Below are 13,734 nucleotides of genomic sequence, written 5' to 3' on the forward strand. Positions count from 1 at the left end.
CCGGTTACTCTTTGCTGAGATGGACTAGACGAAGGCAACACGGTTCCGACCGTTTGTGGGATCCCAGAAGAAGAATTCGTCGCCATCGGCGTCTGCAAAGACATCGTCTCGCAGTTGGACGATTTCGTCATACTCACCATTAATTGCCAGCGGAGCAACTAGGTTATCAATGATCCGCGGTGGCGTATTTGCCATGGTATCGAACAACGCAACACGATTGATACCGCCGTCGTTATCCCAGGCGAATACATCGTCAATGCCGTTGCCATCAATATCGCTGATCGCGATGCGATTGTATTCGGAACCGTTGAATGCAAGTGTCGGCAACACGTCCGTTTGCACGTTCGCGACGCCTGTCATTTGTCCGGGCAGGACCGGTGTCAGTGTAACGATTCGGTTTGTGCCACCGGCAAGTTCGATAAACAGCAACTCATCCAATCCGCCGGCGTTAAACTGACCGACATACACAGAGTCGTATTGCCCGTTAATTGTCGTGGGATTGATGGCGGAGATTTGGACGTTATTAACGTTGGTGTCTCGACCCGGCGTGACGGTTGCCAGATGAACGAGACGATTGCGTCCACTACCGGGTTGGTAGAAGAACAAATCTTGCGGACCCGTGCCATTAAAGTTTCCAGCGACGACGGTTTCGAAGTCGTTGCCGTTGATGGCCCTGACATCGATCACGTTAGTCTCAACAATGCCAGTCACATTGCCCGACGGACCGGTCGCATGAATCAGTCGATTTTGGCCAGTTGCAGGATTCCAGAAGAACAAGTCTGTCCCGCCACCTTCATCGAAGTTTCCGGCGACAACTTGGGTGTAATCGTTGTTGATGGCGAGCGGCGAAATGGGGTTATTCTGCTGCTGACCGTTCCCAAAGACGATACGGTTTGCCCCGGTCTTCGGATCCCAGAAGAACAAATCGTCTTCCGGCCCCCCAAGTCCATCAAAGTTACCACTTACGACGATTTCAAAATTCCCGTTGATAAAAGCATTCGCGATGGGTTGATCGACAATCTGTCCCGAACCGGTATCGATATCGTCGTTCAAGATTGTGCCAATTCCCCGACTGTCACTTAGCGTAACGCTGAGCCCACCCGATTGAAGGTTCGACAGGTCGACGAAGAATTGCTCATCGTCTTCCACGACGGCGTCTGCGGTGATTGACACCGTGATTGTCGCAGTCGTCTGTCCGGCTGGAATCGTGATGGTACCGCTCGTGGGAGTGTAATCATCGGCGTTGGCAGAGTTGGGCGTCGTTGTGAAATCGATCGTCACATCAGTGCTAACCGGTTGTGATAGCGTGACGGTAAACGTCATCGCCCCGGCGTCTTCATCTTGAGTGACATCGCTGATGGAAACGGTCGCCATATCGTTATCAGTAATCGTTCCCGTACCGCGACTGTCGGCGAGTGTCACGTCCCTGCCGTTCGCTTGCAGGTTGGACAGATCGACGAAGAACTGTTCGCTCCCTTCAACGACCATGTCTTCGGTAATCGGGATGGTGATACTGGCCGACGTTTGGCCAGCAGGGATTGTGATGGTACCGCTTGTCGGCGTGTAGTCACTCAAACCTGCCGAATCCGAAACCGTCGTGAAGTCGATCGTGACGTCCGTATCGACGGTTTGAGTTAGTGAAACCGTAAACGTCATTGTTCCCGCGGCTTCATTGGCGGTTACATCATTGATTGAAATCGTGGCAGAGTCGTCATTACTGATCGTGCCCGCGCCGACACCATCAGCGATCGTCGCTCCGGTGGCACTCGATAATTGCACTAGGAACAATTCATCGGATTCCACAACTTGATCCGGCGTCAGCATGACCGTAAACGTTGCCGTGGTTTCGCCGGGAGCAAAAGTCAGTGTTTGAGCGGCGAATGTGTAGTCTTCACCTGCCTCAGCCGAGCCATTGCTCGTGAACACATTCACTGTTACCGGCTGGAAACTTGGAGCGGATAAGCTGACGGTAAACGTCGCCATTCCGGTGTCTTCACTGACCGTCACGTCATCGATGGACAATGTCGCTGCGTCATCATTGATGATCGTGCCAATTCCTTGGCCGTCAAGAATGGTAACGCTGAGACCGCCCGACTGCACGTTCGAGAGATCTACTGTGAATTGCTCATCCGCTTCCACCATCATGTCCGCAGTGATTGTCACGGTGATCGTCGCAGACGTCTGACCAGCAGGAATCGTGACTGTGCCGTTTGTTGGCGTGAAGTCATTCGCATCCGCCGAATCCGGCGTTGTGGTGAAGTCCACGGTGACATCGGAATCAGCCGGCTGACTGAGAGTCACCGTAAAGGTCATCACCCCAGCGTCTTCGTCCTGCGAGACATCGTCAATGGAGATCGTCGCGGAGTCATCATTCAGAATCGTCCCGATCCCCTGTCCGTTGTCGATGGTCACATCGCGGCCGTTCGCTTGGACATTGGCGAGATCGATGAAAAATGTTTCGTCGGCTTCAACCGTCGTGTCTGCGATGATATCGATCGTGATCGTGGCAGACGTTTGACCGGCCGGGATCGTTACACTGCCGTTTGCGGAAGTATAGTCCGTGGCATCGGCCGTGTCGGGAGTGGTCATGAAGTCGATTGTGACATCGACATCCGCCGGCTGACTGAGTGTGACTGTGAAGGTCATCGTCCCAGCATCTTCGTTTTGGGTGACGTCATCGATCTGAATGGTGGCGGCGTCATCGTTGAGAATCGTCGCCACCCCAATGCTGTCGGCAATCGTTGCACCATTGGCGTTCGATAGTTGAGCGGTGAACTGCTCGTCCGCCTCAACGACGAGATCTGTGGTCAACAAGACCGTGAATGTCATTTCAGTTTCACCAGGAGCGAAACTCAGCGACTGCGAAGCAAAAGTAAAATCGCTTCCGATTTGAGCCGATCCGCCGACTGTCGATACGTCAACGGTTACCGGCTGAACACTTTGCGAAGAAAGACGGATGGTAAACGTCGCCATGCCGGTGTCTTCGTCCACGGCAACATCGTCGATCGAGAGCGATGGCGGATTGGCATCGTTCAAGTTCTCGATGCCGGTAAATGAAATCTCCTGACTCATCATGTCATTGGGAGTCAGTGTTCCGTCGCCGGTTCCCGTAACATCGACTGTAGACGGTCCGTTATAGTTCAGCGAATCGCCAGGACTGATGCTCGGCTCGTTACCGTTGATCAAGATGTTTGGGCCGGCCGCAGGTGTCGGACTGACATTGAACGTGTCGCCGCCGGTGCCGCCGTTAATTTCGTAAACGTTCGTATCAGAACCCGTCGTGGCGAGTAGATCGATGGTGTCCTGGCCATTACCACCGTCGACCGTGACATTGGCATCGAACAGGTTGTCGAGTTCTTCGAGAGTCAGGATGTCGTTTCCGCCGCCAAGGTTCACCGTCAAAGAGTTCGTCGGGTTGATGAATTCGACTGGTAGTCCGCTGCCGGGGCCAGTGATTAGACTTTCGTTGTCTGAGTCCTCTCCGTCGTCGGATAGGGTGACATTGTCCTCCGCGACACCAAAAGTAAAGATGCGATCTTCGGCGGTGAGTCTATCGAGGATCGAGGCTTCAATAGCCGAGTAACTAACGGTGCCAGCCGGATCACCGCTGCCCGCATCGATGATGACTTGCCCGGACGACTCTCCACTAAAGATATGTTCGATCGTCGTGACATCAGTCCCATTGCTTTGCAACAGGAGTTGATCGTTGTCGCTAACGCCGTTGCCATCGAAACTGACTCCGCCGGTCGGTAGCGGATCGCCGAATTCGTAGTTGATCAACGCCGTGTCGTCATCATTGGAACCGACCAAACTAATGGAGTTCACATCGGCTCGCGGCTGGTCAAATATGACGACACCATTGACGAGCACTTGCACATCCAGCGGATTCGTGGGGTCGATGCGGACTTCGAACATGTCCGCGTTGCCGTCTTCGTCAGCGGTGATGGTGACGTCGTTGTTATCGATCGTCACGTTCTCCGCGTTGATCGTTTCGATGCCATTAAACATCACATCCATGAAGCCGGTCATCGAAATGGACCCGCTGTCATCGTCGGTGAAACTCACGGTGCCATCGCCTTCGAAGTTCAACGTGTCACCCGGGGTGACGTCATCAGGATCGTCGCCGTTGATCGTCAAGGTCGTGGCGTTGGTCGGCGCGACATCGAACGTGTCGGCTCCGTCGCCGCCGTTAATCGTCAGGTTGCTGACGTTGGTGTAGTTGAGCGTTTGCAGATTCGTCGATGAAAAATCAGTCTCGTTGACGTCAGTTACATCGGCGGCGTCAGAAAGTGTGACGTTCAGATTGGCGATATTTTGCAGGGTACCGCCGAGACTGTTCGTCTGAATGATGAGGTCGATCAGGTTCAGTGTCGATTGACCATCTGCGAGCAATGCGACCATCGAAAGCGTGATTCCGAGGTCCTGCACGGTGACTTCCGCCGGGCTGATGATCGAAAGCCCTAGACCACCCGAACCGTTGATCGTGACATCACCGGGATTGCCGCTGGCCCCTCGCAGTGTAAAGTCAGTGAATGTCGGGAAGTCGATCGTCACTTGCTCGTCGTACACTCCGTCATGCAAAATCACTTCCCCACTTGGCCCGGTAACGTGGGCAAACGCATCTTCAATTCGGCCCATTGCGTCGAGTTGGTCACCGAGCGTCGTGACGTGGATCGTGGAAGTATCGGCCTGAAAACCATCGGTGGCATCCATGTTAGCATCGCCACCATCGAGGAATGGCGTAAAGTCGACGGGCCCGTTGATGGCGGCGAAAATCTGAGCATCATCGGTGCTGCCGAACCAATTCAGTTCCGCATCAATCGGTGTTCCACTTTGGTTGTCGATGAAGATCGTGTTGCCGGAGAGATCGTTCTCATTGATTGTTGCGGTCGATGTGCCGTTCAGTTGCACACCGATGTTGTTATCAATGACGAAGTTGTTGCTGACCATCGCCATTGCGGTATCGTTGAGTCGCACGCCAATGTCGAAACCGCTGATCGTATTCGCTCCACTGGTGGCATCGATAATTGCTCCACCGTTTGCGTCAACGCCAATTCCGATTCCGCCCATCGTCCCGGTGTTCGTCAGCGAGTTCCCTTCCAGGAACACGGAATCGGTGTTGTCCTCCAGGAAGACGCCCGTCGCAACTTGCGTCAGTGTGTTATCCAAAAGTTGCACCGGATCACCATTCGTACCGAAGCGGAACTGAAATCCGGTGTTGGCTCCGTCGATCTGATTCCCCTCGTAGACTACCGTCGTGCCGGTACCGCTATTGGAAACGGAAGTCACCCGGAACGCTCTCTGCAGGTTCAACGTCGGATCGTTGTTGGGGTCGAGGTTGGTAAACGTGTTGTTCGAAATCGTGATGTTGCCATCGATCGTATTCGAGTTCTCCCAAATACCGATGATGGCTTCTGGATCGGCAGACTGAGCATTGAGAACGTTGATCGTATTGTTGTCGATCAGCAGACCGTTGTAAGACGTGCCACTTGTGTTCGACTGCATGGCAACCGAGGAGGCAAACGTGTTGTTGCCGGAATCGCTGATGCCATCACCGGGGATGTCGATCCGGTTGCCCTGGATGACTTGGTTTTCACCAAAAGCAAAGTGGATGCCGATGTTCTGGTTGCCATCGGTAATGATGTCCGTGGCCATTCGGATGTAGTTGTTTTGAATCGTCGTGTTATCGAACTGATCCACCGGGCCGCCGAAGAACAAACCGATGCTCAGATCGAAATCAAAAATCTGAAGGTTTGAGATCTCTAGACCGGCATAGCTATCCGGCGAATTAAAGTTCGAGACAAACACACCTTCCAAGTTGGCAGTGGCGATGTCGCCAGGACCTTGAATCGTGGCATCGCCAAGTGCATTCGCGGTGATGGTGACGTTCTCACGACCGGCGACTAAAAAGATCGAATAATCGTCGTCGGTTCCTGTCATACCGTCGCTACCGGCTTCCCAATCTTCGGCGGCGAATGTTTCGGTCCAATCGAACGTGCCTTCGAGGATGATTGTCGAACCCGCCCCGGCCGACTGCACGGCGTTGTTGATCCGCGTATAGTCGTTGTCGGTGTCGGTCGGTACGTCAGAGGTTGCACCTGTCGACTGGACTAGAATTGTAATCGCACCGGTCATCACGCCTTGCACGGTTTCGATGTCGGTGAAATTGATTTCCTCTTGACCGGCTTCAGCGATTGTTCCGCTGCCCATGCCGGTTGGGGTCAAAGTCCCGTTGCCGGAGTATTGAAGGATGTCACCGGTGAGTGTTCCGGTTGGAGTGCCACCATCCACATTGATGGTGAGCGGTCCGTCGGGCTGAGCGGTAATGGTAATGGTATCCGCTCCGTCTTCACCGTTGATGTTGATCGTGTCATCAAGACCAGCCGGCAGCGTGCCAAGAGTGAAGTCGTCCATTCCATCACCGGCATTGATGGTGATCGTGCCCATCGTTGTCGGTGCGTTGAACGAGGTTGTTTCAAACGTCCCGTTGACGCTGCGAAGTCGCAAGTCAAAGTTCATGTCCGGCGATTCTTCGAGGACGAATTCGTCATCAGTTGCCGGCAGGTTAAAGGTGACATCGTCACCAAGATCGCTGTCGATCAGAATCGGTTCGAGGCCGGTATATGTGATAGTGAAAGCCATCGCCGCTGCAGGTGTCAGTTCAATGCTGCCGTCGGTGGCGTTGTCATAATTGAAGACCGCTGCGTCGAATACCCCGCCGATTACTTGCAGAGTGTCGGACGCGCCTTCGCCGCCGATCACATTTACCGGAAGGTTGATCACTCCGTTGCTGTAATCAATGACGAATGTATCCGATTCATCATCCATGCCGCCGCTCGTTTCATCGGCTCCCAAGAGATTGATCTCTGTCAAACCGGCAAGCGGAATCGTGTCTTGCACGACGCCGTCGAGGACCAATACCACGGAGTCCCCCGCGCCGTTCAATCGGACCGTCAGCGTATTTGCGCCGTCACCTTGAGGTGCGGTCATTAAAGCCTGCACACCGGAAACGGTATTCACCTGAAAACCGTTTGTTGGGTCGTTATCCGCGTCGCCATCATTGAGGAATGTGGTGACATCAACCGGTCCGACGACCGACTGCGAAATTTCCTCGGCATCGCTTGTCCCGAAGAAATTATCGTTGGCGTCGACTATCTCACTGCCACCGATATCACCGACGACGATGGCGACCACCGTATTGTCGAAGCCGTTTTCATTGACGCTGACGTTGGGGCGGTTCTGCACGAAAATGTGATTGGTATTCGCTCCGAGGTTCGAACCGTCAAAAACGTTTTGAGCGATTTCCGTGTTCGGACCACGGGCACGCAGTTGAGAACCAAATCGCGTTGTTGTTCCGGCAAACTGGTTCCCTGTGGCGGTCACGCCATCAGAGTCAATCGTGACGAGCGTGTTGCCTTGCTCGCTTGTGTTGTCGTCAGAGCTGATCCCGCCTGCGATCCCCGTGATTTGATTGTTCGTGAAGGTAATGTTCGACGTATTTCCACCACCGCTGCCGCCACCGATTGTGACTAACTGACGAGGGACGTTTGGCGTGGTGAACTGGCCACCAAATCCAATTCCGGCCGGTTGAGCGCCAACAAAAGTCTGGCCGGAAAATTCATTGCCATCGATGACGAATCCGTCGATGGTTGCACCGAATTCGGTGAGCAAGCCGTGATCGCCGTTGGCACGAATTTCGTTGTCCTGAATGGTGGCTCCCGTGTGATTTCCTTGGAAATAGACGGCGGCATTTTCCAGACCTGGGTTACCGTTGTCGATTCCAATGATGGTAAAGCCCTGCGTCGGCGCTCCGATGGTGACATCGGATGTGTTGCTGGTGACAACCACCGTACCAAGACTTCCGACTCCGGAGATCCCTTCGATCGTTGTCGAGGCACGGCCATTCAACGAGACCAACGAAAGGTTTTGATCGATTCGGACATTTTCGTTGTATGTCCCATCCCCGACCGTCACGGTGGCCCCGACCGCAGCCGCATCGATGCCGTCTTGAATGCTCGCGGGCGATGTGACGTTGACCGTGGACGCGTTCCCGTTCACAGTGCCGGTGATATCTTGGTTGAACGTGGCCGTTTCGATATCGGTAATTGTCACGTCCTGTGCAAAGGCGGCGTCGCCAACGGAGAAGGTCACTGCTTGTCCGCCGGCTGCGCCGATGTCTTGCACGATAATTGTGGTCACACCGGCTTGGTCAGCGAGCACGTCTTCGCCGTTTTCGGATGTTCCGACGTCAATGTTTCCGCCATCGACGCGTAGAAATGCTTGATCATTAGCGGCATCCAAAGTGACCGTTAGCGTTCCAAGATTGAAGACAGCATTGACGGAAAGCAGGGTCCTGTCTTCCAACGATTCAACGCGGGAGACCAATTCGCTCGATCGCCGTCGACTCCGGCGGGACGAGGAAATCATCGCCGAAGCCGATGACCGAACGTGATGTTTTCTGGAGTGCAGTCGACGGGAGGAAGATACGAGATTAGACAGCCAATGTCGCAAAAGCATTGCAGAACTCCGTGGGTGGGTTCAAGTTTCAACGGTGGGGGTGCGTCCGTGCAATGGAAGGCGTCGACATTCGTCAATGAATGCCAGGACGTAGTTAGGAGGGGACGCTCATGGAGAACGCCTTAGGTGGGGTGCGTGCAATCGAGGATGTCATGGGCAACCGATGAGGCATTCATGGCACGCAGAAACCCTATTCGTAGAATTCCTCACAAGTTCGCCACATTCGGTTGCTTCGTTATATACCGCAGACCACTTTGATTGACATTGGGGGCAAGGTCAAGGGGACTTGAGCTGAAAATTGTTCAGCAAATTCCCGAGGTTTTTGGCGCGAAGTAGGGGGCAGTCCGCGGCTCTTGACAACGCAGCGTAAGAGTGCAATGTCCCGCGGATTGAGATCTTCGTAGCACGGCGTGTTGAATACCATATTCACACCGGGCTGCTGCCGTCACCGGCAGTGCGATGTCGATTCCGTTTTAATTCATCGCGAGCGGATGCGATTCATCGAGCGACGTTATCCGTCACGGCTTGTGAATTTGTCAGGGCATCGAGTCGCAGTGTCGCCAGGTAGATTGCTGCTTTTCCCTCGTGCGACGAGTAGTAAGAGACCAGGAGTCGGTTCTCCTGTTCGTTGATGACGAAACCCGGATAGCTAGTGTCGCCGCCACTCGGCAACGTGACGAGGTGCTGAAACTGGGAGGTCTTTAAATCGAGTTGCCAAAGTTCCGTAGCGGTTCTGCCTCCATACCCGCGACTGCCGGCTAACCAATTGCCGTCGGGCAATGAGATTAGGTTTGGTCCGCCGAAGCTTTGATTGGAAGCCTGAAATTGCCACTTCGTATACGGGGGGTTCGCTTGACCAATCCAACCGGCGGGTTTTTTGCCACCACGACGAATCATCGCGAGCATTGTTGCGTCCGGTAAAAATCGGAGCGTGGTTTCGCTCGGAAAGTCGACGTCGAGTGTGGCGACATGCTCGTAACGGATGCCATCGCGACTGCGGACAAGTTGGAGCGATCGCGGTTTACCGGGCGGCACTTGTTGCACACAACCCCAGACCCAATTGTCATGCCAAGTGACTCTCCAAAGCCAGTCGAATCCCGTTGTGATTGTTTCGGGTAAAACAACTCTGTGTGGTTCTCCGAAACGACCGGTCTCGTGGTCTCGAAAGAATACTCGCGACTCGATCCGTTTGCGTTCCGACCCGTGGTAGTAAGATGCGCCGGTATTGAGCATCAATCGACCGTCGGGTGTCACGGAGAGCTTCGGATCACGCAGGTCGACATGCGGTTCTGCAAGCAACGCGACCGATTGCCAATTCATGTCGTCACGGGAACGAATGACACGGATCACTCCGTTCTGTCCTGGCACATGGCCAGAACCCTCGCGGAAGGTGCAATACAGATCGCCTTCGAATCGGATCAGGTCGGTGAAGGCACTATGCTCGGCACGATCCCAAATTCTCTCGACGGAAACAATTCGCGTTTGCTCGGCGGTCTCGTCTGCCTGGACGACAGTCGAAGAAATGACGCCAACGAGATAACCGAGAAGTCCGATTCCGTTTCGGTATTTCCGCATGGTTTTGCTTTCTTCTTGGCTCGGGCGAAGTCGAATCCGGCCTGTGAATGCTCGAATGTCGATCGTGAGTGGAAGATGGTTCTACGTAGTCTCACCTGGCTGAGCCAATTTTGCCAGTGCCAGGTGGAGTGGACAGCTTGCGGTCGTCACTGGCTCTCCGCGTCGGTACGCTGCCAACAGCTTGCGAGACTCCTCGGCGAGCTGGCGACGGACTTCGCGACGCTTGCCTTTGATGCGGGCAATTTTCATGGAGTCGTACGCGGTCGTCTGATGTCGAAGCCAAGCAATCACGGCGGACTCGGCTCGTTGTTCGATCGGAATCCTTTTCGTACGAGCGACCGTCCCACTACCGACTGGAGTCGCATGTTGCGCGACAGCATCCGCAAGCCGCTCGGCCAGGGTGTCGTATGCGGGGGCGAAGTCCAGAAAGTCCCGAATCGCGGCGCGGAAGTCTTGCACGTATTCGAGATGTTGCTTTTCGCGTCGAGCCGTGTCGGCAGCTCGTCGTTTCGCGTAGGTTTCGGTGGAACGCTCGGCAGCGAGTTCTTGGCGGATCGAGTCGATGCGGTCAGCCGGTGCCCATACACCGCGAGAGAACGTCTTCCGTCCCTTTTTCTCCTGCACTGTCCAACTTGGACCACCGGACTTAACGCGTCGTGTCAATGCCGCATCGCCGGGCGGGAGCAGTTCCCAACCATCCGGGACTTGCAAAACTTGGCCGTCTGATGTGCATACCGTCCGCTCTTGCGGGCCGGGACTGACAATCCGTGTCTCATGGGGCATTTGTCATCTCGTGACTGAAATTTGGGAAAGTGCGGATATTCGTAGTTTTTGTTCCTCATAGATGTTGGTCATTAGGTCAAACAAGGTATTGCCTGTTCATCTGCGTTGATATGCAAGTCGAGACTGATCTTCAGCTATGGGCTCGCACCAAAAACGGAAACGTCTAATTCATTTGATTGTGCCACTCGTTAGTAATTCGAGGTGCTTTTTGTATACTGCTTCAGTTCTTGGTTTGAACTGAATGCACTTCGAACGAGAGACGCAATGGAGGAATTTTTGCGAGAGTGCCCAGCGTGCGGTCGGACTTTCGGAACCGCACTTCGTACGCCTGCGAAGATGACTTGGCGTGGTTGGTTCTTTTTTGTCTTGGGACTCTTGGTTGGCATCCCCTGGGGGATTCTTCTGGTGGGACTGACGGCTGGACTCGTGCTCATTATCCCGCTGAGTGGCGATGCACTTGCTTCTTCAATCAAACTGTTCTTAGGCCCCGGCTATTTACTCGCGAGATATGGGTTTGAGCTTCCGCGTGTCAAAATAATGCGTTGCTATGGATGCGGTTGGCGTGGCAAAGTGAGAGTCGCAGCGCCTCAATTTGGGGCACGGCGACGGACTCGGCGATGGTAAGAATCCGTGCGAATCAAGGTTTCATCAAATCAACATGGCGGTGCAACTTACTCGCGTCTTGACCGACGTGATGTTTAGAGCCACTGTTGTACGATGTCTTCAACTTCCTCGCCTTCGAGCGTTTCATGCGCGAGCAGATTATCGACGATCGTGGCGATCGCCTCCCAATGGTTCTCACGCTCTAACAGTCGACGGAGTTGCTGAGTCGCTTGTTCGAGGTAAGCCAATCGTTTGCGTTCGAAGGGCATTAACGGAGCAGCCGCTTCCCAGGCCAGTTTCCAGTCGGCCGACCATTCCGCGACGAAGCCGGGATGGTACGCTTCGCCACGATGAATCATCTCAGCAACGGGTCCAGCTAAAGCAACGAAGACTGACTTTTCGTGGAATTCACGATCCGTGAAATTTTGTATCGGCCATTCGACGCGGATGTCGGCATATCGTTCGGGACCGTCATCCCAATCAGGGTCGATCGTCACCGAACGGACGCGGGCTCCTACATAGATCGCCATGAAAGCATGACCCGCTTCGTGATACGCAGAAACTTCGGACAAGTCAAAAACCCAGTGTGAGAGCAGGGGACCTTGTGACAGGATCTTAGTTGCGATCGAGATCGTTCGTACGAACCGCTTGTAGCTTCGCAGCCATCTTCCTACGAAACGACTCGACGACGGTTTTGTACTCCGGCTTGTCGGCCAGGTTTGTGTATTGCTTGGGGTCGGTTTGCATATCGAATAACTCGATTCCCTTCTGCGCCCGTTCGCCGTATTGAATGTAGGCCCAGCGGTCCTCTCGCAATAGGAAACCCCGTCCGTTGACGCAGAATGCCGCATCGCGAACCTCAGCGGTTGGCGTATCGAGCAAACGGCTAATGTTCCGACCTTGCAGACGCTCGGGCACTTCAAGCCCACACAGACTCGTGATTGTCGGGTACAGGTCAAGCAACTCGACGAGCGAATTGCAGACGGCTGGCTTCTGGCCGGGCACACAAATAATCAGTGGCACCAACGCAGACTCCTCGTGCAAACTGACTTTGGCCCAGAAGTCATGTTCGCCGAGATGATAACCGTGGTCGCTAGTGAAAATCACGATCGTTTTGTCATCGAGTCCTGCATTTTCGAGTGCATCCAAAACCTTGCCGACTTGCGCGTCCATATAAGCGACTGAAGCGTAGTAACCGCCGACTGCTTTTTTCTGTCGCCGCACGTCCATCTTCATGTTGAGGCTGGTCTTGTAGTTGATCCCGGCCTTCGGAATATCGTCCCAATCACCTTCCACTTTTTCGGGCAGCTTCATGTTGTTGTATGGTAGGAACGGTTCGTAATACGGTCTCGGCGAGACGAATGGCACGTGCGGCCGGACGAAGCCAACACCTAGGAAAAACGGCTCATTGCGGTGTTGATCGATCAGTTCGCACGCCTTGGCTGCTGTTTTGCCATCGGAGTGAACCATGTCGTCGCCATCCGCTTCGACAACCACAAACGTGTTGCCGCCGACCACGGGTTTCTTGCCATCGGGATTACCTTCGAGCGTCTCGCCATCCCCCGGGGCTTTCCATTCCGGCCCGGGGCTATTGAACCGCTCCGTCCACGAGGCTGGATCGTCTTCCCCATCCGTTCCCGCTTCGATTCCGCCTGGCACACCCATGTGGAAAATCTTGCTCACGCGGGCCGTGTAGTATCCATTGTTTTTGAAGTGCTGTGGCCAAGTGGCGCGATCACCGATTGCCTTCCGCGGACTAATGTAGCCGAGAATGCCGGTCGCATGCGGATAGTAGCCCGACAAGAATGACGCTCTCGAAGGTCCACAGTACGTGCCTTGGCAATAGGCACGAGTAAAGCGGGTGCCTCTCGCTGCAAGTCGGTCGATGTTCGGCGTGGAACAAACTTCGTTGCCGTAACAGGAAAGTGCCGTCAATGTCAGATCGTCGGAGATAATGAACAGTACGTTGTACTTGCCCGGATTGGTTGCCCCCGTTGCGGAAGCGAATCCGAAGACGAGGGTAAGCGAAACGGCCAACGAACTGACAATGATCATGCGACGGTTCAACACTCGCAATGCGGTTCGAAGAAGCGGATGAAATCGAGATAGAAGCATCGACATTGCGATCGGCTTTCGTCTTGTTGTTCGGAGTTTCTGCTGCAAGAGCACACGGCCACGATAACGCGATCGACCGGATTTTCCACCCACACCGCTCGAAACTCTTTCGATCACACTCGTGACTTCAAAGGCCTGCTC

Annotated in this window: 5 protein-coding genes; all 5 read right to left on the reverse strand. The window is 54.3% G+C overall.

All coding sequences use genetic code 11. From position 1 onward, the window contains the following. Positions 1–24: 24 nt before the first annotated feature. Complete coding sequence (locus AC5DDB_RS05290) at positions 25–8,427, reverse strand: Calx-beta domain-containing protein (protein WP_491738644.1); 8,403 nt, start codon at positions 8,425–8,427, stop codon at positions 25–27. A gap of 588 nt (positions 8,428–9,015) precedes the next feature. Continuing rightward, positions 9,016–10,092 (reverse strand): hypothetical protein, encoded by a 1,077-nt coding sequence (locus AC5DDB_RS05295; protein WP_491738645.1) that lies wholly within the window; start codon positions 10,090–10,092, stop codon positions 9,016–9,018. Positions 10,093–10,173: 81 nt separating this feature from the next. Next, positions 10,174–10,875 (reverse strand): DUF2293 domain-containing protein, encoded by a 702-nt coding sequence (locus AC5DDB_RS05300; protein WP_491738646.1) that lies wholly within the window; start codon positions 10,873–10,875, stop codon positions 10,174–10,176. Between the two features lie 698 nt (positions 10,876–11,573). Beyond that, entirely contained in the window at positions 11,574–12,050 is a 477-nt protein-coding gene (locus AC5DDB_RS05305; RefSeq protein ID WP_491738647.1) for a hypothetical protein, read from the reverse strand. 43 nt (positions 12,051–12,093) lie between these two features. Next, positions 12,094–13,533, reverse strand: a complete 1,440-nt coding sequence (locus AC5DDB_RS05310; protein ID WP_491738815.1) for a sulfatase — start codon at positions 13,531–13,533, stop codon at positions 12,094–12,096. Between the last annotated feature and the right edge of the window lie 201 nt (positions 13,534–13,734).

The organism is Thalassoroseus sp., assembly GCF_984380535.1.

Excerpts from the sequence above, each read along its gene's own strand:
- AC5DDB_RS05290 (WP_491738644.1), bottom strand. The coding sequence starts at position 8,427 with ATGATTTCCTCGTCCCGCCGGAGTCGACGGCGATCGAGCGAATTGGTC.
- AC5DDB_RS05295 (WP_491738645.1), bottom strand. The coding sequence starts at position 10,092 with ATGCGGAAATACCGAAACGGAATCGGACTTCTCGGTTATCTCGTTGGC.
- AC5DDB_RS05300 (WP_491738646.1), bottom strand. The coding sequence starts at position 10,875 with ATGCCCCATGAGACACGGATTGTCAGTCCCGGCCCGCAAGAGCGGACG.
- AC5DDB_RS05310 (WP_491738815.1), bottom strand. The coding sequence starts at position 13,533 with ATGATCATTGTCAGTTCGTTGGCCGTTTCGCTTACCCTCGTCTTCGGA.